Here is a 21,050-nt window from a genome sequence, read left to right as displayed (position 1 = left end):
CGCGGCACACCCGCCCATATTAACGAATGCTCCGTTAGTAAGTCTGATACGCGTCCGCACCATGTCCTCGGCAAGCCCCCGCATTCCTACTCCGGACGAGGTCAAACCTTGAGAAGCCTCAGATCCTGGATCGTCGCCTGCACGGCCGCCCTCGCTGTGCTGGCCGCGGTGCTGAGCACTCCTGCCACTCCCGCAGAAGCCGCCCCCAGCGACAGGCCCGCCTTCGCTCCCGGGCCGGCAGAGGCAGCACTGCGCCGCCTCCTCCCCCGGCACTCCAGGCAGTTCGACCTCGTACCGGTGAGCCGACCCGCATCCGGTGACTACTTCACCGTCTCCGGGACCACGGGTCATGTGCGCATCCAGGGCACCAGCCCCGCCGTGCTCCTCAGCGGCGTCAACTGGTACCTCAAGTACACGGCCGAGGTGGACATCGGCTGGCCGGGTGACAGCACGTCGAAGCTCCCGAAGAAACTGCCGGCACCTGTCGGCACGGTCCGCCAGGACGCCTCGGTGCCGCACCGGTTCGCCCTCAACGACACGGACGACGGCTACTCCGGTGCGTACCGGAACTGGGCCTCGTACGAGAAGCAGATCGATGTCCTCGCGCTGCACGGCGTCAACGAGGTGTTCGTGCAGATGGGCGCGGATGCCGTGTACTACGACACCTTCCAGGAGTTCGGCTACGCGAAGAAGGAGCTCACGTCCTGGATTCCGGGCCCGGCCCACCAGCCGTGGTGGCTGATGCAGAACATGTCCGGGTTCGGCGGACCGGTCACCGAGAAGCTGCTGGATCAGCGGGCCGCGCTCGGACGCAGGATCGCCGACCGGCTGCGCCGACTCGGCATGACGCCGGTCCTGCCCGGCTATTACGGCACCGTCCCGACCGGGTTCACGGACCGCAACCCCACTGGCCCCGTGGTCCCGCAGGGCGGCTGGGTCGGTTTCGAACGGCCGGACTGGCTGGACCCGCGCAGCGAGATGTTCCCGAAGGTCGCAGAAGCCTTCTACCGTCGCCAGCGCGAACTGTTCGGTGACTCCGCCATGTACAAGATGGATCTGCTGCACGAAGGCGGCAGGCCGGGCAACGTGCCCATCGGTGACGCGGCCAAGGCCGTCATGAACGCCCTGCAGACCGCGCACCCGGGTGCCACCTGGGTCCTGCTCGGCTGGCAGAACAATCCCTCCACGCAGCTCATCGACGCGGTCGACAAGAGCAAGCTCTTCATCGTCGACGGACTCGCAGACCGCTACAACGGCCTGGACCGCGAGGCCGCCTGGCACGGCGCACCCTATGCCTTCGGGACCATCCCCAACTTCGGCGGCCACACCACGATCGGGGCCAACACCGCTGTCTGGACAGCCCGGTTCAACGAGTGGCGTACAAAGCCGAACAGTGCGCTCCAGGGAATCGCGTACCTCCCGGAAGGTACCGGCGGCAACCCCGTCGCGTACGAACTCTTCACCGAACTCGCCTGGCGCACTGCCCCGTTGGACCACTCGGCCTGGTTCGCCGACTACGCCGAACGCCGTTACGGCGGCGCCGACCCGCATGCCGCCAAGGCGTGGGAACTGCTGCGGACCGGCCCTTACAGCACCCCGTCCGGCACCTGGAGCGAGTCCCAGGACAGCCTCTTCACCGCACGCCCCGGGCTGACCGTCGGCACGGCGGCCAGCTGGAGCCCGTCGTCCATGCGGTACGACGCGACGACGGTGCAGCAGGCGCTCACGGAGCTGCTCCAAGTCGCCCCCGATCTGCGGAAGTCGGATGCGTACCGCTTCGATGTGGTGGATGTGGCCCGACAGGCTCTGGCCAACCGCAGCCGTACGCTGCTGCCACAGATCAAGTCCGCGTACGAGGGGAAGGACCTCGCCCTGTACCGGCAGCGGACCACGGAGTGGAAGCAGGACCTTGCCCTGCTCGACCGGCTGCTGGCCACCGACCGGCGGTTCATGCTGGGGCCCTGGCTCAGGGACGCCAAGTCCTGGGGCAGCACCGATGCCGAGCGGGCCGCCGCGGAATTCGACGCCCGCTCGGTCCTCACCACCTGGGGCCATCGGTCCGGCAGCGAGTCCGGCGGGCTGCGCGACTACGCGAACCGCGAATGGTCGGGCCTGGTCTCCGACTTCTATGCCAAGCGCTGGATGCTTTACCTCGACTCCCTCGACACGGCCCTGGTCACCGGGCAGCCGCCCACAGCGATCGACTGGTTCGAGCGGGACAACGCCTGGAACCTGGAGCTCAAGAGCTACCCGGTGAAGCCCACGGGCGACCCGGTGGCGCTGGCCGAAACTGTACGCGCAGCCCTTCCGGTACCTGTCGTTCCGGCTGCCGGTGACTGATTGACTGGCCCCATGACGTCATCGGCATTCGAGACCATCGCCCCCGACTCCGTCGTCTACCTCGACCGGCTTGCCGCGACCGGCCTGGGTCGCGCCTACAAGAGCCGCATGCTCGACGAACTCGGACTCCGGCCAGGCCACACAGTGCTCGACCTCGGCTGCGGCCCCGGCACCGATCTGGGCACGCTCGCCGAGGCCGTCACCGCGGCGGGCGAGGTGATCGGTGTCGACCACGACCAGGCCGCGGTCGACACCGCCGAGCAACGCACCCTCGGTCTGCACACCGTCACGGTCCGGCGCGGCGACATCCACGACCTGCCGCTGCCGGACCGCACCGCCGACCGTGCCCGCACCGACCGCGTACTGCAGCACATCACCGACCCCGTCCGAGCACTCCACGAAATCCGCCGCGTACTGCGGCCCGGCGGACGGCTCGTCATGGGCGAACCCGACTGGGACACCCTCACCGTCGACCATCCGGAGAGCGGTCTTTCGCGCGCCTACACCCAGTACGTCACGGACGAGGTCATCCGTAACGCCCGCATCGGAAGGCAGCTCGCCCGGCTGTCAACGGAGGCCGGATTCACGGTGCCCACGGTTGTGCCGGTCACCTCCGTCTTCCGAGATGTCCGGGCCGCCGACAGGATCCTCGGACTGGAACGCACCACACGGCGCGCCGTCGCCGCCGGGTACTTCACCGAGGAAGGCGCACGAGGCTGGCTGCACCACCTCGCAAGCGGCCCGTTCCTCGCGGCGATGACGCTGTACATCGTGGTGGCCGAGTCGTGAACCACCGTCATCGCGCCGCCGGCGGACGTCAGCCGGGCCGCGCCGGGCGCTCGGAGCCCAGGCGTTCCGCTTCATCGTCTCGGTTGAGCCGCCGTTCCGGGTGAGGACGTAGGAGCCGTCTGCGCCCGCCGTGACGACGACGGTGTCCGCGCGGCCCTCGCGGAGGATCTCCCGCATCAGGGCGGTGGCGTCCTGGCCCGTGCCCGCCGCGCTGAGGAAGACGAGCTCGGAGCGGAGCGCGAACTCCCGGTGGTGGTCGGCCAGTCCGTCCCAGTCGTGCAGATCCGTGGAGACGGGGACACCGAGATCCTCGATGTCGTCGTAGAGGAAGCGCGCGAAATTCCGGGGTGTGGCGGGGGCGGTTGGCGCCGGGGGCGACAGTGGTTGTGCCGCTGAGTACTGAGGGGGCGGCGTACCGAGAGACTCCGTTCCCCGGCGCGGCCGCTGTACACCTGCTGCGGCGGACATGATGACGCCGGCCGCTCAACGATCCCCACGGCCCGCACCCCACTCAACTGGCCGAATGAAATGACTTCCTACTGACGCGCCCTGGTCAAGCTTGGAATGGTGGTCTATTCCTGTCCACATGGATGGTGTGTTGTGGCTCGTCCTGAGCACCGGCGGGCTCCTGGCGATTCTGAACCTGGGCATCGGCGCCCTGGCTCTGTGGAGTCACCTCGGCGGTCTGCGGGCGACGGAGCGGCTGATCGCGTCGGGCGAGCTGGATGTGTATCACACGACATGGCTGATCGGGCCCGGATACGAACGGTCGGTGTCCTGGGCAAGAGAGCGTGAGGCGGCCGAGACGGCCCTGCGGTCGCTGACCGCGGCGGGGCTGGTACGACTCGACCAGGACGAACGGCTCGTACCGTCCGCCGACGCGGACCAGGAGGGTGTGCGGTCTCCGGAGCATCCGCTGGCCCTGGAGGCGTGGCAGTTCGCCTTCGGTTCGTGGACCGCCGGACACGCTGTGACAGTGTCGACGCTCGCCGCTCACCCCGTCTTCAAGACGGCCTGTGGGGCCCATGCGGAGCGGCTGTCCGGCTATCTGCCGTCCTATCGCACGCGGCACGACAACCGCGCCCGGCGCGCGCCGCTCACCGCAGGACTGATCGTGGCGGGATGGATCACGCTCAGCACCTGTCTGCTGCTGGCGTGGAGTGTTTTCGGCGAGCCCGACACCGGTCCCGAACAGGGCCTCGAGAGTGTCGTCGGCGTGATGGCGGCGACACTGGCCACCGCTTTTCTCTCCGTGGTCGTACTCGTGCCGTTGCACTTCTTCATCTGGCAGGCATGGCAGGACCGGTGGCCCCGGCGCCTGCGCGCGCACTGTCAAAGCGTGGTCCAGCATGAATCCCGCGACCGGATCCCCCTGTCGCGCATCCCACGGGGTGACGCCTGCCACTGACCGGGCCTGCGATTTCTCCCCACGCATACACCGCTGGAGGCGCTCAGGCGACCAGAGGCCGGTCCTGTGGGGCGATGGGCGCCGGAAGCACCGTGGAGCCGCTCAGATAGCGGTCCGTCGCGGCCGCGACGGACCGTCCCTCTGCGATGGCCCACACCACGAGGGACTGGCCGCGTCCCGCGTCACCGGCGATGAACACCCCGACGGTCCCGGCGCCGGCTGTCCGCTCGGCCGACTCTGCTGTTTCGGCCGCGAAGGCAGCATTCCGGGCGAAGTTTCCCCGGTCGTCCAGCGTGAGCCCGAGCTGCCGCATCAGGCCGGTGCCCCGTTCGGGACCGAAGAAGCCGAGGGCGAGCAGGACCAGGTCCGCCGGAATCACATGTTCCGTCTCCAGCCGCGGCCTTCTGCCCTCGGGCTCCACTTCCGCCAGGCGAAGCGCGCGCACTTGGCCGGACCGGTCCCCTTCGAAGCTGAGGGTGGCAGAGGAGAAGACTCTCGGATCCGTGCCCTCTCGTCCCCGGGCCTCTTCATGAGCATGGGATATCCGATAGACCTTCGGATACACGGGCCAGGGTTCGGTGTCCCGCCGGGTGTCACCGGGCTCCGGATTGATGTCCAACTGCACGACGGAGGCGGCGCCCTGACGCAGGACGGTGCCCAGACAGTCCGAGCCGGTGTCTCCGCCGCCGACGATCACCACGTTTTTGCCCTCGGCGGTGACGACAGGCACGTCGTGGTCGCCCTCAGCGACCCTGTTGGCCAGGGTCAGGTAGTCCATGGCCTGGTGGATGCCGTAAAGCTCACGGCCCGGGACGGTCAGTTCCCGTTGCCCCGTCGCTCCGACGGCGAGGACGACCGCGTCATGCCGCTCTGCGAGCTCGGTGGCGTCGAGATCGCTGCCGACGTCCACACCTGTGCGGAACTTGGTGCCCTCCGCCCGCATCTGCTCGATGCGGCGGTCCAGGTGGCGCTTCTCCAACTTGAACGCGGGGATGCCGTAGCGCAGCAGCCCGCCGATGCGGTCGGCGCGCTCGTAGACCGCGACGGTGTGACCGACGCGGGTGAGTTGTTGTGCTGCCGCCAGTCCCGCGGGGCCGGAGCCGATGACGGCGACGGTCTTGCCGCTGAGCCGCCCGGGAGGTTGCGGTGTCGCGTATCCGCGCGCCCAGATCTGGTCGGCGATCGCCTGTTCGACGTTCTTGATCGTCACCGGATCGGTATTGATGGTGAGCACGCAGGCGTCCTCACACGGCGCCGGGCACAGCCGCCCCGTGAACTCCGGGAAGTTGTTCGTCGCGTGCAGCCGCTCGGCCGCTGCCCACCAGTCGCCCTTCCTCGCGTACGCGTTCCACTCGGGGATGAGATTACCCAGCGGGCAGCCGCTGTGGCAGAACGGTATGCCGCAGTCCATGCAACGCCCGGCCTGGTCGGACACGAGCGGAAGTCGCGCCTGCCCCGCGTAGACCTCGTTCCAGTCGCTCAACCGCTCCCGGACAGGACGCGCCGGGACAGGCCGGCGGGGTGTCTTGAGGAAGCCGTAGGGGTCGGTCATGCGCCGCCTCCGTCGCTCACTCGCGGTACACAGGCGTTAGGGCCAGAGTACGCCTGCACACCACTACGACCACCTGCTCGGTGCGGCGGTTTCAGCGCAAGCCGGGGGTGTCGCGGACAGGTTGTCGATCACTCGTCGAAGGTGAGCCGTTGCCGGCGGAGCGGACTCCTTCCGCTACTGCCTTGCCTGGCCGTCGCCTGTACGGGTGGTGCATCCCTGGCCACGGTCGTAGCGTCGATTCAGGAACAACTGCGGAAAGAACGGCGCCACCGCCACCAACACGTGCTTCTGGCGCGCAGACCGCAGCGCGCGGGGCGAGTGAGGCGTACCCGCGGGGTCGCCCGGGCTCGAAAGAGAGGCAGCTGGGGAGCTGATATGCAAAGAGACAAGTTCAGAACAGCGGTCATGCTGTGTGCTGCCACAGCGCTCGCGGCAGCAGTAGTACCGGCGTCCGCATCCGCAGGGTCGCCCGCGGCCGCCCATGCAGTGGCCGTCGACTGTTTCTCGAATTCGCAAGTACGCCCCGGCGACTTCTTGCTCGCCTGCGGCGATGGCAACAACCGCCTCATCGAACTTCGGTGGTCCACTTGGGGACACACGTCCGCTGTGGGCAGAGGACTGGACGCAGTGAATGACTGTCAGCCCTACTGTGCCGCCGGCAGGTTCCACTCCTACCCCGTCATCGTCAGGCTCGACCGCCCGGACTCCTGGAAGAAGCACCCTGAGCTGAAACGCTTCACACGGCTGCAGCTCACCTACACCGACGGCAGGCCGTCGCAGACGCCGCGGTACGTGACATACAAACTCTGGGACTGATGATCCTGACGTCCCTCGGTCCGCCTCGCCACCTCGCGCCGGGTGCCTCTCCAGTGGGTGACCGCTCATAGGGTGGCGTGCGTGATCGTTCGCGAGGGCGCAGTGAACGCAGGCGACGGCCGACGGCCGGGTTATCCGGCTGCGGCAGTGGTTTTCGCCATCGGGATGGCCGGGACCACCCTGCCCACACCGTTGTACGGGCTCTACCAGGAACAGATCGGGTTCTCCGAGCTGGTGGTGACCGTTGTGTTCGCCGTGTACGCCGTCGCGGTCATCACCGTGCTTCTGGTGGCGGGAAACTACTCCGACGAGGTCGGCCGCAGGCCGGTACTCCTGTGCGCCATGGCTTTGTCGGCCGCGAGTGCGGGTTGCTTCCTCCTGCAGAACGGTCTGCCTCTGCTCTTCGCGGGGCGGCTGTTGTCCGGCTGCGCGGCCGGCCTGCTGAGCGGTGCGGCGACAGCGGCCGTCATCGAGCTGGCCGGTCCAAGACAGAAGGCGCGGGCCGGGTTCGCCGCCACCGCGGCGAACATGGGTGGTCTGGGCTGCGGGCCGCTGCTCTCCGGCATCCTCGCGCAGTACACGCCCTGGCCGCTGATGCTGCCGTTCTGGGTCCACCTGGGGCTGGTGGCTGTGGCCTGTGGGATCACCTGGTTCCTGCCGGAGACCGTGGCGGAGCCGAAGCGGTGGCCTCCTCTGACGCCGCAGGGAGTCACGGTGCCTCCCGAGGTGAAGGGTGTGTTCACGCCCGCCTCGCTGGCGGCGTTCGCCGGCTTCGCGCTTCTCGGGCTGTTCACGGCGGTCGCGCCGAGCTTCGCATCACAGACGCTGGGGGTGCGCAACCTGGCTGTTTCGGGCGCCGTTGTGTTCTCCGTGTTCCTTGCTTCGACCGTCGGGCAGTCCTTGACACAACGGATCGGCACGCGCCTCGCGCTCCCCGTGGGGTGCGGCATCCTCGTCGTGGGCCTGCTGCTCGTGGCGTCATCGCTGATCGCCGAATCCATGCTCCTGCTCGTCCTGGGTGCCCTGTGTGGCGGCGCCGGCCAGGGACTGGCCTTTCGCGCGGCACTCACCCTGGTCAGCGGCGCGGCCCCGGCACAGCATCGTGGCGGCACGATTTCGGCGTTCTTCGTCGTCGCCTACGCCGGGATCTCAGTACCGGTGGTGGGGGTCGGCGCCATGGCGACATGGCTCGGGCTGCGCCAAGCCGGGCTGATCTTCGCGGGCTGTGTGATGCTGCTGGCGGCAGGCGCGGGAACGTACGCTGCGCGCAGGCCGCCGGCAGAGGTGTAAACGGTCACGACGACGGTCGGGACGCCGGACAGCCACCGCATCCGGAATCGATACCCCGAGGCGTCAGGGCCGCCCCGGGGTCTCCGAGGCGGCCGTGACAGGATGCCGGTGTCTTCCCGCTGTGGGTCACGTCACGGCAGGCTTGAGCACGACAGGCAGGTCCACGAGGCCGCGGAAGGCCGGGAACGGGACCTCCATCCAGGGCGCCTCACGCGCAGGGTCCGCCAGAGCCGCCCTCGGGAAACGGCCGAACAGACCCGTGAGAGCGAGTTGCACCTCCAGCCTGGCCAGAGGCGCTCCCAGGCAGTAGTGGATGCCGTGCCCGAACCCCAGATGAGCACTTGGCGCATTCGCCGGTCGCTTCACATCGAACTCGTCCGGAGAGTCGAATTTCAGCGGGTCACGGTTGGCCGAACTGAGCGCGATCTGAACCAGAGAGCCCTTCGGAATCCGCGTCCCGGCGATCTCTACGTCCTCGGTCGCGAAGCGGAACGTCGCGCTCTCCACCGAGCCCTCGAAGCGCACCAGTTCTTCCACAGTCTGTCCGATCAGCTCCGGGTTCTCCTGCACGGCGCGGAGCTGCGCAGGATGGGTGAGGAGATGGTGGACGGCGTTGCCGATGAGGTAGGCGGTTGTCTTGTGCCCCGCGAACATCAGCAGGAACGCGGTCGAGATCAGCTCCTGCTCGGTGAGCCCGCCATCTTCGTCCTGGGCCGCGGTGAGCGCGCTGAGCAGGTCCTCACCCGGGCGGCTGCGCTTGCGCGAGAGGAGATCCGCGAAGTACGCGTGCAGGTTCTCTTCCGCCTTCTGCTGGGCCTGCTTGGATTCCTTGCTGAATCCTGTCTGCGCCACCGTGGTGGACAGACGCTGCAGCTCCGACCGTTCGTCCGGCGGCACGCCGAGCAGGTCACAGATCACGATGATCGGCAGCGGGAACGCGAACGCGGGCAGCAGGTCGACCGGTTCGCGGGTCGCGCAGTTGTCCAGCAGCGTGTCGACGATGTCCTGGATCCGCGGCCGCAGCGAGTCCACGCGACGCGGGGTGAACGTGGAGCTGACGAACCTGCGCAGCCGGGTGTGCTTGGGCGGGTCGGAGTTGAGCATGTGGTCGTCCAGAGCCACGGACGAGTCACCGAAGATCCTCCGGTAGGCGTCCATGGCCCCGTACATGTCCTTGCTGAGCCGCGGATCCGCCAGGGCCGCTTTCGCGTCCTCGTACCGCGTGATCAGGTACGTGTCGACGCCGTGCGGCGGCCGCATGGGGCAGACGGGTGCCGTGTCCCTGAGGTTCGCGTAGACCGGGTGCGGGTTGCGTCGGAACTCGGGGGTGCACCGCTCGGCTGCGGCGACCGGATCGTCCACAGTGGTCACGGACGGCTCCTGAGGTCGAAGAGGGCCTCGGCGTTGCCGCCGAGGATGAGCTGCTGGGACGCCTTGTCGATCGGCAGCTTCTCGATCATGTGCATGAACTCCTCCAGGGGCACGGACATCGGCGGCGAGTCGGTGCCGAACAGCATCCGCTCCGGCCCCAGCACCTCCGCGTTGAGGCCCAGGTGCGCCGGGCTGAAAGTGCTGGTGTCGACATACATGCGCTGGAGTGCACCACCCGGGTCGGCCGACGGCGGAGTGGAGGACGGAGCCGGGGCCGAGGACGGCGCCGGCGGCTTGCCCCCGCCCCAGTGCCGGGGACGCGCCGCTGTCTGCAGGCGTTCCGGCAGCAGCGCCAGCGCACCGCCGCCGGTGGCACCGATCAGCCGCAGGCCCGGATATTTGTCCAGCCACCCCGCGAACGCAATCATCGCCATGCCCATGGTGACGTCGCCGAACCGGCCGATCTGCTCGACGAAGCCGAAGTCGTCGACCCGGTCCGTGCCGATCGGTTCGGCCGGGGCGTGCACCAGGACCGGCACTCCCGTCTCGGCTGCCAGCGCGAAGAAGGAGTCGGCTCGCGGAGAGCCGAGCAGTTCGCCGTGGACGCTGGAGGTGGTGATCAGGCCGACGAAGGCGGGATCCGTCAGCGTCTCCCGGACTCCTTCCAGGTGATCGTCGTCGCCGAACGGGTTGGCGTACACGTACCCGCGCAACTGGTCCGGGAAGGTGGCGATCAGGCCCGACATCCAGGCGTGGAAGCTTCGGAGCCGGTCTCGTGGTTGCGCGTAGTTGTCGACGCCCGGAACCCGCGCCATGGCGCCGGCGCCGACCGGGCTGCCGATGATGGTGAGGTCGATGCCGGCCTGGGCACGGGCGGCCAGCATTCCGTCGACGTCGGTCAGACTGGGAGGCATGGGGAAGCTTCGGGCGGCCTCCGGTGGGGACAGATGTCCGTGGATGTCGATGATCACGTGTGGGTTCCCGGGTTCGGTGTGAGTGCGTGGGCGACGGCGACACAGTCCTCGTCGCCGTGTCCCTGGTCGGTGGCGCGGACGTGGGTCTGCGCGGCTGCGTCGACGAGGGGGAGCCGCAGTCCGGCCGCCGCGGCCTGCTCGGCAGCGAGCAGGAGGTCCTTGGCCATCAGGCTCAGCCGGAAGTCGGGCTTGTCGAAACGCCCGGCTGCCAGCCGCTTGGACTTGAACGCCATGACGGGCGAGGCGAAGCCGCTGCCGGCGATCGTGCCGAGGACGAGCTTCCGGTCGAGTCCGGTGGCGGCCGCCAGCTCGACGGCCTCGGCCAGAGCCTGCACCTCGATCCCCATCAGCAGGTTGAGGAGCAGCTTCATCCGCATGCCGGAGCCGAGTTCGCCGAGGTGGACGACCTCCTTGCTCAGCAGTTCGAGCAGCGGCCGCCCTGCGGTGAAGACCCGTTCCTCGCCGCCGACGAACAGCCGCAGCTCACCGCTGCGGGCGTGCTCCCGGTTGCCGAGCATGCCGACGTCCAGAACGGAGTGCATGTCGCCGGTGAGGCGGACGACCTCTTCGGGGGCGACCGTGCTGGCGCAGACCAGGGAGCCGGGGTACGGGCCCCCGGTCATGATTCCGTCCGGTCCGTGCAGCACGGCGGCGAGGGCTTCGCCGTCGGTCACGGTGCAGATGGCGGCGCTCGTGCCCTCGACGGCATCGGCCGGATGGGCTGCGGCGACGGCGCCGGCCCGGGCGAGCGGTTCGGTCCGCCCCGCGGTGCGGTTCCAGACCCGCACCTGAACTCCCTGATCGAGAAGGCGCGTGGCCAGGCCGGTGCCCATCGTGCCGAGCCCCAGGACGGCGACGGGGCCAGTGGTGGGGTGCGTCATGCCTTCACCCCCACGGTCTCCTGAATGACCCGGTATCGCAGCGACTGGGTCTGGTCGACCCAGACGCGCAGTGGAGCCAGCAGTGCGCGATGGTCCTCGCCCTGTTGCCAGGCGAAGAAGTGGTCGGGCGTCTCCCACTCGCTGGTGATCACCCACTGGCGGGAGTCGTCGATGGGTTCTCCGAGCCGGTCGATGATGTGTCCCGGGACGCTGGCGACGGACTTCCTTATTTGCTCGTACGCCTCCAGAAACCCCTGCTCACCGCCCTCGATGACGTGGACCGTGTACACCACGGAAAGCCTGTCGGCCGAGCGGCCGTTCTGCTCAGCGTGCATGTCTTCTCCTGAAGGCTGAGATCTGTAAGAGCACGACTCCCACAGACTCATGGCCCTCGTGGCCACGCAACTCCGGCGTGGCCACAGCCCAATGGAGAGAAGGCAGCCCCCACGTTTGCTGGCGCGGTCGGGTGAGATCGGAAGGGCCTGCCCGGTGCCCATCCGGAACCGCTCCTTGGGGCCGGAGCCCGCTTCGGACTCGGCCGACTCGTCGAACGCCCCGGGGCCCCGACGCGCTCGCACGATCTGTCGGGGCGGGGCCGGGGCGCCGGGGCTCGTCCGGGGTCAGTCGGATGTCCGGCGCAGGACCAGACCGACGAAGCCCCACATGTCCCGGTAGACGCGCAACCATTCGGTGCGGCGGATCGCGGCTGTCTCGAGCACGTGCGAGCTGTCCGGGTCGGCAGGGTGGTCCAGGGCCCAGGAGGCGAGTGCTCCCCAGCAGGCCCACTCGTAGTCGTCCAGCTCGCGGCGCGTGCTGATATGCCCGTGGACGGGAGTCCATCCATCGGCGACGACACGGTCCACGGTGGTCGCCAGGTCGGTGAGGTCCCCGAGCATCTCGACGGCCTCCGGTGACGGCTCACGTTCCCAGAAGCCCTCGCCGATCAGGACGCGTCCGCCCGGGGCCAGGTGCTTGCGCGCCGCCGCGAGGGTGGGCAGCAGGCCGCCGAAGGCGTGCGTGGCCCCGACGCTGAGTACCAGGTCGAACGAGTGCGTGGAACGGAAGTCCGCAGCCTCCTGGTGGTGCAGTGCAAGGCGTGTGCGGACGCCGAGGCGGCTCGCGGCCTCACTGGCCTGCCGAAGCGCGTGCTCGGAGGTGTCGACGCCCTCGGCGAGCAGGTGCGGGTGCGTGTTCAGGGCGCGCAGAAGCCATTCACCGCTGCCGCAGCCCAGGTCGAGTACCCGCTCGTCACCACGCGGGACGCCACGTTCCAACAGTTGTCGCACCGAGTCGTCGTCGAGAGGGGACTTGATCGGGTGGTCGGCATGGGCAAGTCCGGAGATCTGTTCACGGTTCACCGGCAAAGCCTGACAGCGCCGACGATCGCACGCATGTGGTTTTCCTCCGGGACTCGACTCCCCGTCAGACAGCAATCGTGAACCGGGATCAGAACCACTTCACATCCACTGGCTGCAACAGCGTCGCCGGCCCGTCGCACAGCAATTGCACGTCAGCGAGTCGACGGTGAAGTTCCACGTGGCGAACATCAACATCCCGACCAAGGTGAATGCGGAATCGAGAGGCGAGTCAGCAGCTCCGGCCCGAGCAGTGTGAACAGCGACGGCAACGCCCCGCGGCACAAGCCGTCAGGGTGGGCGAGCTCCGTGGTGACGTCCGGGATGGGGGATGGGACTGCGGTGGATCGCGACGACAGCTGCGTCGTCGCCCAGATGTCCGCCGGCGTGGGCGAGGAGGTCGCCTCGCAGGTGGTGCAGAAGTGCCTCCGGGGAGTTCTCGGTCCACCGGGCGGCCCGTTCCGCGAACGGGTAGAAGTCTCCGCCTCGGTCCCGTGCTTCGATGACGCCGTCGGTGTACAGGAGGAGGGTGTCTCCTTCCTCAAAGGTGAACACGTCAAGGGCGTAACCCGCCGGACCCGTGCCGCCCACCCCCAACGGAGGCGCGGGGTGCAGACTCGGGACCGTGACGGCGTGTCCTGGGCTCAGCAGCAGCGGTGCAGGGTGTCCGCAGCTGGTCATGTGGCTGATTTGGCCCTGGTCGGGTATCTCCAGCAGCAGGGCGGTGGCGAAGCGTTCCCCGGCCTCCTCTTCCGGCTCGAAGTCGGCCTGGTAGCGGGAGATGCTCTGTTCGAGGGCCGCGGCCAGTGCGGGCAGGCCGGTGTGCTGGTGGGCGGCCTCGCGGAAGGCGCCGAGCAGAAGGGCGGCTTCTCCGATGGCGGCCAGGCCCTTGCCTCTCACGTCGCCGATCAGCACCCGGGTTCCGCCTTCGATGCGGGTGGTTGCGTACAGGTCACCGCCGATCTGGGCCTCGTCCTCGGCAGCCACGTACAGGCTGGCGATCCGTAGCGGGCCGATACGGTCCGGGAGCGGCCACATCAGGACGTGCTGCGCGGCTTCGGCCACCGACCGCACCTGGTCGAGCTCCCGTCTGCGCCGCTCGCGTACCACGCAGAAGAACACGACCAGGGCCGAGAGCCCAGCGAGGGCGGCAATCTGCACCACCGCGTTCCGGGAGGACAGCACGCCGAGGTACAGGCCGATGTATGTCTCGGCCGCCACGGCCAGGAGCCCGATCGCTCCGGTCAGCAGGGGCCCGGCGAATGAGGCAGTGATCGCGGGCGCGATGACCAGCAGCGGTCCCAGCTGGATGTCCTCCGGCACGAAGAGGTCCACGACTGTGATCACGATGATGAGCACAACGGGAATCGTCAGCAGGGCATGGCCCGGCCGCCATGCCCCCTGCAGACGTGCAAGACGTTCACTGAGGCCCACGTCTTCCACAGTGCGCCTCCCCCGGACGGCTGACGAGTCGACCGGGGGCGGTCCGGCCCGGTGAGCTCCTCGCCACGTGCTGGGGCTGGGCGCGGAGCTCCCGCTGACGCGTCGTGGACGTGCTGCCCGGCTGGACGGCGCGTTACGCTCATTTTGTGTGCATACGTTCCGACCGTGGAGGCGGCCATGAGCGAGAACGACGAGTACCCGACGCCGTCGCAAGCAGAGGGCGAGAGGCTGGAAGAGGACATGAATCCGGCCGAGGAGCGGCACCCCGCCACGACGCGAACCCAGCCGTCCCAGGCGGAGGGTGAGCGCCGCGCGGAGGACACGGAGACCTGACGGAGGCGGCAGCTGCACGGTGGCGGCTCCTTGCCGGTTCGCGCCGGAGGGGCCTCATGCGTGCGCCTCCGCCGCGAGGCCCTCTGGGCGGCTCATTCCTGGGAGAGATTCGGGACGGTGCATCTCCCGGACAAACAGCCGTTGGACAAGTGGCCGCCACGGGCTGAAGCCCATGCCTTTTCCTTGAAGCGTTCCGTTCGGGAACAGCGCCACTCCAGCGGCCCCGGGCTCGGTCCTGCATGCCTAGGAGCGCGCCCGGCGCCTGGCCTCGCCCACGACGCGACTGCCGCACCCCTTCCCGTAGCAGCACCCCGTACGAGAGCCGGTGCGGCGCATCGTGGTGACGCATCCGGGGTTGGCTCAGCCCAGCGTCGAGGTGTCGATCACGAACCGTAGCCACATGGCCGCCGCCGCCCAGCCGGCACCGGACCCGCGATGCGAAAGGCAAGGGGATCTTCGACGCGCATCCAGCTTGCCGGCCGGGCTCGCCGCGCGGCGGGCCGAGATGTGCCGGGGAATGCTGTTCGGGGTGTGACAGGTCCCCCACGCCCCCTCCCCCGCCGACGTCCGCCTCCTCGAGGACCGCGGCGGCCGGCGCCGCCGGGCTGGGCACCCTGGCCACGCCGCCCCAAAGGCTTCTGGCCTCACCAAGCGGTCGTCCGCGCACCGGCCGACCGGTACACCTCGCGCGTGCGCGGCGGTTCGAATGCGCGGGACGACGCTTGCGCCCCCATGCTTGATGGAGGCGCAGATGCCCATACGGATTGGAGTGCCCGACATGATCCGTCGCAAGTGTGCGGCCCTCGGCACAGCACTGCTGACCGCCGGGGCTTTGGCGGCGACGACGCACGATGCGGCCGCCGCTGAGGAGACATGCTCCTACACGTCCTCCACCGATCGTCCCGCGCTCACGTACGTGAACACCGGTCCGTCCGTGAAGCAGGCGCAGTGTCTGAGCAATGTGTGGGGCGGCGTTCCGAAACTCGCAGTCGACGGGGTCTTCGACTCAGCCACGTCGAAGAAGATCATCTGGATTCAGGGGTGCCACGGTCTGGACAGAACCGGGGTTGTCGAGGAGAACACCTGGCAGGTTCTTTACCACCCCGCACTGGACTGCTACGACCCGTATCCGGAGTGAACTGCCCAGGTTCCGGCCGGGACGGCTGTCGCCGGAGCTGCACCACCGCAGGCGGACTCCAGGGAATGGCCATCACGGTGAGCGGCCGTATCTGCTGGCGGTCGCGGGCGACGCTGAAGCGTCTCAGTCTGCTGCGCAGCATCGAACCGGCGGCCGACCCGAGGCCGTGAAGCCGCGAGTGAGTCGGGGCTCTGCGGGCCAGCGTACGAACGAAAACTGCGGGTTCCTGACGTACGGCCGATTCCGCTGCCGGTGGGGCGGCAACCGATGCCGATCGGCATCAGTTGCCGCCCCGTCTGCCGGGACGCCGGATCGGACGGTCCGCCGAGATCAGACCGCCGGGGCCGGGTAGGTCGGGTACTCCACTCCGGAGACGTGCTGGACGACGCGGATGACCTGGCAGGAGTAGCCGAACTCGTTGTCGTACCACAGGTAGAGGATCGCGTTGTCGCCGTCGACCTTGGTGGCGCCGGCGTCGACGATCGAGGCGTGGCGCGAGCCGATGAAGTCGCTCGACACCGCGTCGGGGGCAGTGGTGAAGTCGATCTGGCGCTTGAGCGGCGAGGTCAGCGACACGTTGCGGAGGTAGTCGAGAACCTCCTCGCGGGTGCTCTCGCGCCCGAGCCGCAGGCTGAGGATCGCGATCGAGACGTCCGGCACCGGGACGCGGATCGAGCTGCCGGTGATCGGCGCCTTGAGGCCGGGCAGCGCCTTGGCGACGGCGGAGGCGGCACCGGTCTCGGTGATGACCATATTGAGCGGCGCCGAGCGGCCGCGGCGGTCGGAGCTGTGGTAATTGTCCAGCAGGTTCTGGTCGTTGGTGAACGAGTGGACGGTCTCCACGTGGCCACGCAGGACGCCGTACTCGTCCGCCATCGCCTTCAGCGGCGGGACGATCGCGTTGGTGGTGCAGGACGCGCACGACAGGATCTGCTCATCCGGCTTGATCGTGTCGTGGTTGACCCCGTGCACGATGTTGGGGACGTCGCCCTTGCCCGGCGCGGTCAGGACGACCTTGTCGATGCCGGGGCGCAGGTGCTTGGACAGGCCCTCGCGGTCGCGCCACTTGCCGGTGTTGTCGATGAGGATGGCGTCCTTGATGCCGTACGCCGTGTAGTCGACCTCCGACGGGTCGTTGGCGTAGATCACCTTGATCTCGTTGCCGTTGGCGATGATCGTGCTGTCCGCCTCGTCGACGGTGATCGTGCCCTGGAACTGGCCGTGGATGGAGTCGCGGCGCAGCAGCGAGGCGCGCTTGACGAGATCCTCGACGGCCCGGCCGCCGCCCTGGCGGACGACGATGGCGCGCAGGCGCAGGCCGTTGCCCGAGCCAGCCTTCTCGATGAGCAGGCGGGCGACGAGGCGGCCGATGCGGCCGAACCCGTAGAGCACGACATCGCGCGGTTCGCGGCGCTCGATCTTGTCGGCACCCGTGGCGCCGACGACGGCCTCGGCGGTGAACTCCGCCACCGAGAGACCTCGGCCGTCGGCCTTGTACGTCGCGGCGAGCATGCCGATGTCGATCTGGGAAGGGCCGAGATCGAGCATGGCAAGAGCCTGCAGGAACGGCAGCGTCTCGGTGACCGAGAGTTCCTCACCGGCGATCTGCCGGGCGAATCGGTGGGTCTTGAGAATGCTGACCACCGACTTGTTCACCAAGGAGCGGCTGTGAAGCAGGACTGTGACGTCCCGCTCCCGGTGCAGCTTCCCGATGATGGGGATCATCGACTCCGCGATCTCCTCGCGGTTCTTCCAATTGGTGAACGAGTCGTCATTGACAGTCACAGGTTTATCTTTCGAGCTAGGCGGCGCTCATATGCTAACCCCCCGCCACTTTGATCATTCAATCGGTGTCACCTGAGCGGGACGTCGCGAGCGAGTCCCCCGGCCCACTGCGCGGCGCCGGCAGCCATCACTACGGCCTCCACCCGAACGGCACCCGTGCGCGGGGTGCGCCGGACCGGAACGGACTCCGAGCCCGCGGAACAGCGGGTCGGGGATCTCCGACAGGAGCCGGCCGACGGGATCGGCGACGAGCCGGCCGACCGCGGGATCGAACGCTCCCGGAGCGGGGCCGAGCATCGAGATGCACCCCGTCGGCGCGCCCGCGCATCCCAGGCAGGACATAGGCCGTCCTGCCACCTCGACGTTCGGGGGCACCGCTTCAGGGGCTGCCGATTTGGCGAACATCACATATCGACAAAATCCTCATATCGGGCATTTCACCCCGGATTTCCAAGATCGCCGATCCGGGGCCACGTATGGTCGCCGTGGCCTGTGAATGGGGATCCGATCCGGTATCGCTGAGCCCCGATTCCATTCATCGATTCTCCGCGGCCCGAACAGATGCCAGGGCGGCGACCTGCTGCAGCCCACTTCGCTGAGCGGTTGTAAGCAAACGCAGCGGGATCCCGGCTCTCAGTCGGCCGCGCGAGGTCCGGCGAGATGGCCTACGGCACACAGCGAGACAGGACACAGCCTTCATGCATGGATCACACATATTGACCTGCTCGCGGCGCGGTCTGGCCACTGCCCTGGCCGCAAGCTCGTTGCTCACCGTATTCACCTTGGCAACCCCGGCGTCGGCCGGCACCGCCAGTGCCACGGCGGGTGGTTCGAAGGTCATCTGTACCTCGAAGAAACCAGGACTGGCCTCCGAGCTGTCCCACGACATAGCCGGGGCTCTCAACGGGCGACAGGGCACATGGTCGCTGGCCCTCTACGACCGGATCACCGAAACCACCTGCGAGCTCGAGGCCGACACGCATTTCGACTCCGCCAGCGTGGTGAAGGTTACGGTGCTCGGAGCACTGCTGCGGCAGGCCGAGGAGGCGCACCGGAAGCTGACTCCGCAGGAGGTGAAGCTGGCCACTGCCATGATCACCAAGTCGGACAACGACTCGACCTCCGCCCTCTGGCAGCAGATCGGTTCCGCCGGCTTCAAGAAGTTCCTGACTCTGGCACAGATGCGGCACACCGTTCCCGCTGCAGGTAAGAGCTGGGGCCTCACCCAGATCACCGCCGGCGACCAGCTCCGGCTCATGCAAGTGCTGACAACGGAGAATGCGGTGCTGACCCCCTCCTCACGCAGCTACGCTCTCGGTCTGATGAATCACGTCACCACCGACCAGAGGTGGGGGGTGCCCGCCGGATCACCCGCTACGGCAGCCGTGCACGTCAAGAATGGCTGGCTGCCGCGCACCACCGGCGGATGGCGGGTGAACAGCGTGGGCGCCTTCACCGGCGGTGGTCACGACTACGGCATGGCTGTCCTCTCGACCGGCAATCGCACTATGGACTACGGCGTCGGCACAGTCGAAGGAGCCGCCCGCGTCATCCATCGTGACCTGACGGCTGCCGCTTGACGGCGAGCCGTCGAGCGCAAGGCGCTTGCTCCGACCGATCCTCCCGGCATCGGCTGCTTCCCGATGGATCGCGTCCGTGAGGAGAGCGAGCGGCTCGGCCGTGCCCGTGGCGTCGTGGAGGGCCTGGCCGGCGCCTGTGGCGTCATCGCCTCGGCCGGACACCATCGCGCGATCGTCAGACGCCCGCGGCTCGCGCTGCCTCGTACACCTCGGCCGCCACGTCGATCAGCTCCGCGGCGTCGCGCGTCGCGCCCTGGAGATCCAGCAGGAACTCCGCTACGCCCGTTTCGGCGTGCGCCACCAGGTCTTCGACGATCTGCGCCACGCTCCCGTGGAAAGGCTGTCGGCCCGCGCCTTCGAACGGCTTGGCGCTGTACCGCGCATTGGCGCGGGCGCAGACGTCGACCGGACGCTCCCGACCGCGCTCGGCGGCCACGTCCTGTACCCGCTGCCACTCCTCGGCCAGCCGAGCGGCGCCCATGGCCACGGGCATCCAGCCGTCCGCCCGGTCGACCAGACGGCGGGTGGCACGCGGGCTGTTCGCGGGCAGGTAGACCGGAATGGGGCGCACCGGCTTGGGGCCGACCTCGGACGGGACGATGGTGGTCAGCTCGCCCTCGTAGGAGACAGGGTCCGGGCCCCAGACGGCCGCGCACACGTCCAGCAGCTCGTCCAGGACCGCACCACGCCTCTCGAAAGGCGCGACGGAGGCGGCTGCATACTCGTCCAGAGACCATCCCGTGCCGACACCCGCGATCACTCGCCCACCGCTCGCGACGTCCAGCGAGGCGAGCGAACGGGCCAGTTGGAACGGCACGTGCAAAGGCGCAACCAGGACGCTGGTGCCGAGCCGGGCCCGGCCGGTGGCCGCGGCGGCCAGCGCGAGCGTGACGAGCGGGTCGGCGACACTGCGGTACTGGTCGGGCCACGGCAGCCCCGGTACGCCGTACAGACCCTGAGTTGCGGGCTCAGGAAACAGGACACGCTCGAAGACCCAAAGACTCGCGTAACCGGTCTCCTCCGCCGCGCGAGCCACGGTGGCCACATCGCGGCCGATGTCGTACTGCTTCATCTGCGGGAGACCGAGACCGAGTGAGATCGTCATGTACGCACTCCTTCATGATGACTGCTGGACAACTGACGCAGGACACCCATTTTTCCTTATCCGGTCTCCGCCGAAACGTTCGGCGAAAGAGATAGGGGCGCCCCCGCTGCCAAGTCTCGTTGATCGGGCACGGCAGCAGCCCAGCCCGACCCGCGTGAACCATTGCGTGGTGCGCGGGGTTTGTGGGGGTACACCCGAGAGGCGGTCATGGTCCGAAACCCTGCCCAGCCTGCTACCAGGTGACGGAGGAGTTCATAGACCCCGTGGATGACCGCAACGGCTGCTCGCTGTATACATCACCCGCGTTGCCCTCCTGGGGGTGTGGCCCTTGAGGACCGGACAAGCCGACGACCAAGAATCAAGTCAATCGCCTGATGTGGAATCTCGCCACTTCGCCACGTACCTCTACGTGGTGGAGACGTCGTGCAGACATGCGTGGCCGGGACGACTCTCGCGACTCGTCGGCCTCAAGCGTTCGAGCCGGCCCGCGGTCGGCGTCGGCAGTGCTCGTGTCCCGGGCGCGCTGTCCGCCGCGCCGCTGTGGAGCGTGCCCTCGCGCCCACGCCTGCCGCGGGCTGTACGGGCTACGGAAGGGCCTTGCCAGGAGCGACGTCGTCACCGGCGCACACGACGCAGATCGACACCCCGGCGACCTGTATCACCACGGCCGGATCCGTTGTCCGAACGGCCGAGTTGCTGTTCCGTCACCGCCAAACCGTCCTCAGCCGCCTTCGCAGGATCCACACCATCACCGGACACGACATCACGAACTGTGGCGACCATGTGGAACTCTCCCTCGCCCTGTGCACGTTGAGACCGCTCGGTGTCAGCCTCATCAGGTGAACCAATGCTGACCGCCGTCCGGTTGTGCGACACGCACAGCCACGCCC

At 68.5% G+C, this 21,050-nt stretch carries 19 protein-coding genes and 1 pseudogene; 10 read left to right on the top strand and 10 right to left on the bottom strand.

The features are described 5' to 3' along the window. Positions 1-108 precede the first annotated feature (108 nt). Positions 109-2,340 carry an alpha-N-acetylglucosaminidase gene (locus NRF20_RS39775; protein ID WP_413754139.1) on the top strand — a complete coding sequence of 744 codons (2,232 nt, stop codon included), beginning with the start codon at positions 109-111 and terminating at the stop codon, positions 2,338-2,340. 12 nt (positions 2,341-2,352) lie between these two features. After that, on the top strand, positions 2,353-3,129 hold the full coding sequence (locus NRF20_RS39770) for a methyltransferase domain-containing protein (RefSeq protein ID WP_398631705.1): 777 nt from the start codon (positions 2,353-2,355) through the stop codon (positions 3,127-3,129). An 81-nt stretch (positions 3,130-3,210) separates the two neighbouring features. Here the strand turns inward: NRF20_RS39770 and NRF20_RS39765 are convergent. Further along, positions 3,211-3,471: pseudogene (locus NRF20_RS39765) on the bottom strand (carbohydrate kinase family protein); the annotation flags it as partial. A gap of 244 nt (positions 3,472-3,715) precedes the next feature. Here NRF20_RS39765 and NRF20_RS39760 point away from each other — a divergent pair. Then, entirely contained in the window at positions 3,716-4,537 is an 822-nt protein-coding gene (locus NRF20_RS39760) for a hypothetical protein (RefSeq protein ID WP_413754138.1), read from the top strand. Between the two features lie 43 nt (positions 4,538-4,580). Here the strand turns inward: NRF20_RS39760 and NRF20_RS39755 are convergent, their stop codons facing one another. Further along, positions 4,581-6,089: a glutamate synthase subunit beta gene (locus NRF20_RS39755; protein ID WP_413754137.1), complete on the bottom strand. Its 1,509-nt coding sequence runs from the start codon at positions 6,087-6,089 to the stop codon at positions 4,581-4,583. A 627-nt stretch (positions 6,090-6,716) separates the two neighbouring features. On the opposite strand from NRF20_RS39755, the gene NRF20_RS39750 reads away from it, so the two are divergent. Beyond that, on the top strand, positions 6,717-6,905 hold the full coding sequence (locus tag NRF20_RS39750; protein ID WP_413754136.1) for a hypothetical protein: 189 nt from the start codon (positions 6,717-6,719) through the stop codon (positions 6,903-6,905). An 81-nt stretch (positions 6,906-6,986) separates the two neighbouring features. Further along, on the top strand, positions 6,987-8,195 hold the full coding sequence (locus NRF20_RS39745) for an MFS transporter (protein WP_398631702.1): 1,209 nt from the start codon (positions 6,987-6,989) through the stop codon (positions 8,193-8,195). A gap of 126 nt (positions 8,196-8,321) precedes the next feature. Here the strand turns inward: NRF20_RS39745 and NRF20_RS39740 are convergent, their stop codons facing one another. The 5 genes from NRF20_RS39740 to NRF20_RS39720 form a co-directional block, all read right to left on the bottom strand. Further along, on the bottom strand, positions 8,322-9,566 hold the full coding sequence (locus NRF20_RS39740) for a cytochrome P450 family protein (RefSeq protein ID WP_413754135.1): 1,245 nt from the start codon (positions 9,564-9,566) through the stop codon (positions 8,322-8,324). Further along, positions 9,563-10,537: an amidohydrolase family protein gene (locus NRF20_RS39735; protein ID WP_398631700.1), complete on the bottom strand. Its 975-nt coding sequence runs from the start codon at positions 10,535-10,537 to the stop codon at positions 9,563-9,565. The genes NRF20_RS39740 and NRF20_RS39735 overlap by 4 nt, the downstream gene beginning before the upstream one ends. Beyond that, on the bottom strand, positions 10,534-11,421 hold the full coding sequence (locus NRF20_RS39730; RefSeq protein ID WP_413754134.1) for an NAD(P)-dependent oxidoreductase: 888 nt from the start codon (positions 11,419-11,421) through the stop codon (positions 10,534-10,536). Before NRF20_RS39730 ends, NRF20_RS39735 begins: the two co-directional genes overlap by 4 nt. Beyond that, positions 11,418-11,756, bottom strand: coding sequence for an antibiotic biosynthesis monooxygenase family protein (locus NRF20_RS39725; RefSeq protein ID WP_266364369.1), 339 nt, complete (start codon positions 11,754-11,756; stop codon positions 11,418-11,420). The genes NRF20_RS39730 and NRF20_RS39725 overlap by 4 nt, the downstream gene beginning before the upstream one ends. A gap of 285 nt (positions 11,757-12,041) precedes the next feature. Next, positions 12,042-12,779: an SAM-dependent methyltransferase gene (locus NRF20_RS39720; RefSeq protein WP_398631698.1), complete on the bottom strand. Its 738-nt coding sequence runs from the start codon at positions 12,777-12,779 to the stop codon at positions 12,042-12,044. Positions 12,780-12,924: 145 nt separating this feature from the next. Between NRF20_RS39720 and NRF20_RS39715 the strand changes: the two genes are divergently transcribed. Beyond that, positions 12,925-13,035, top strand: coding sequence for a hypothetical protein (locus NRF20_RS39715; RefSeq protein WP_398631697.1), 111 nt, complete (start codon positions 12,925-12,927; stop codon positions 13,033-13,035). 32 nt (positions 13,036-13,067) lie between these two features. On the opposite strand, the gene NRF20_RS39710 is transcribed toward NRF20_RS39715, so the two are convergent. Continuing rightward, positions 13,068-14,135 (bottom strand): PP2C family protein-serine/threonine phosphatase, encoded by a 1,068-nt coding sequence (locus NRF20_RS39710; protein ID WP_398631696.1) that lies wholly within the window; start codon positions 14,133-14,135, stop codon positions 13,068-13,070. Between the two features lie 261 nt (positions 14,136-14,396). On the opposite strand from NRF20_RS39710, the gene NRF20_RS39705 reads away from it, so the two are divergent. Both NRF20_RS39705 and NRF20_RS39700 read left to right on the top strand, forming a co-directional pair. Continuing rightward, a complete protein-coding gene (locus tag NRF20_RS39705; RefSeq protein WP_189277832.1) occupies positions 14,397-14,552 on the top strand; it encodes a hypothetical protein in 156 nt (51 codons plus the stop codon). A gap of 751 nt (positions 14,553-15,303) precedes the next feature. After that, positions 15,304-15,690 (top strand): peptidoglycan-binding protein, encoded by a 387-nt coding sequence (locus NRF20_RS39700; protein ID WP_398631695.1) that lies wholly within the window; start codon positions 15,304-15,306, stop codon positions 15,688-15,690. 330 nt (positions 15,691-16,020) lie between these two features. On the opposite strand, the gene NRF20_RS39695 is transcribed toward NRF20_RS39700, so the two are convergent. Further along, on the bottom strand, positions 16,021-17,475 hold the full coding sequence (locus NRF20_RS39695; protein ID WP_398631694.1) for a glyceraldehyde-3-phosphate dehydrogenase: 1,455 nt from the start codon (positions 17,473-17,475) through the stop codon (positions 16,021-16,023). Between the two features lie 782 nt (positions 17,476-18,257). Here NRF20_RS39695 and NRF20_RS39690 point away from each other — a divergent pair. Beyond that, the gene (locus NRF20_RS39690; RefSeq protein ID WP_398631693.1) at positions 18,258-19,055 is read left to right on the top strand and encodes a serine hydrolase; all 798 of its coding nucleotides are present in this window, start codon (positions 18,258-18,260) and stop codon (positions 19,053-19,055) included. A gap of 175 nt (positions 19,056-19,230) precedes the next feature. On the opposite strand, the gene NRF20_RS39685 is transcribed toward NRF20_RS39690, so the two are convergent. Continuing rightward, the gene (locus tag NRF20_RS39685) at positions 19,231-20,160 is read right to left on the bottom strand and encodes a TIGR03619 family F420-dependent LLM class oxidoreductase (RefSeq protein ID WP_266364357.1); all 930 of its coding nucleotides are present in this window, start codon (positions 20,158-20,160) and stop codon (positions 19,231-19,233) included. Between the two features lie 423 nt (positions 20,161-20,583). On the opposite strand from NRF20_RS39685, the gene NRF20_RS39680 reads away from it, so the two are divergent. Beyond that, positions 20,584-21,003 (top strand): helix-turn-helix domain-containing protein, encoded by a 420-nt coding sequence (locus tag NRF20_RS39680; RefSeq protein ID WP_398631692.1) that lies wholly within the window; start codon positions 20,584-20,586, stop codon positions 21,001-21,003. The last annotated feature ends 47 nt before the right edge of the window (positions 21,004-21,050 follow it).

Origin of the sequence: Streptomyces sp. R-74717 (assembly GCF_047305335.1) — a bacterium.
GTDB classification, from domain to species: Bacteria; Actinomycetota; Actinomycetes; order Streptomycetales; family Streptomycetaceae; genus Streptomyces; species Streptomyces atratus.
The sequence above is the reverse complement of the archived record's forward strand: the minus strand, read 5'-3'. Positions and strand labels throughout refer to the sequence as shown.

Excerpts from the sequence above, each read along its gene's own strand:
- NRF20_RS39705 (WP_189277832.1), top strand. The coding sequence starts at position 14,397 with ATGAGCGAGAACGACGAGTACCCGACGCCGTCGCAAGCAGAGGGCGAG.
- NRF20_RS39685 (WP_266364357.1), bottom strand. The coding sequence starts at position 20,160 with ATGACGATCTCACTCGGTCTCGGTCTCCCGCAGATGAAGCAGTACGAC.
- NRF20_RS39730 (WP_413754134.1), bottom strand. The coding sequence starts at position 11,421 with ATGACGCACCCCACCACTGGCCCCGTCGCCGTCCTGGGGCTCGGCACG.
- NRF20_RS39760 (WP_413754138.1), top strand. The coding sequence starts at position 3,716 with ATGGATGGTGTGTTGTGGCTCGTCCTGAGCACCGGCGGGCTCCTGGCG.
- NRF20_RS39700 (WP_398631695.1), top strand. The coding sequence starts at position 15,304 with ATGCCCATACGGATTGGAGTGCCCGACATGATCCGTCGCAAGTGTGCG.
- NRF20_RS39770 (WP_398631705.1), top strand. The coding sequence starts at position 2,353 with ATGACGTCATCGGCATTCGAGACCATCGCCCCCGACTCCGTCGTCTAC.
- NRF20_RS39755 (WP_413754137.1), bottom strand. The coding sequence starts at position 6,089 with ATGACCGACCCCTACGGCTTCCTCAAGACACCCCGCCGGCCTGTCCCG.
- NRF20_RS39725 (WP_266364369.1), bottom strand. The coding sequence starts at position 11,756 with ATGCACGCTGAGCAGAACGGCCGCTCGGCCGACAGGCTTTCCGTGGTG.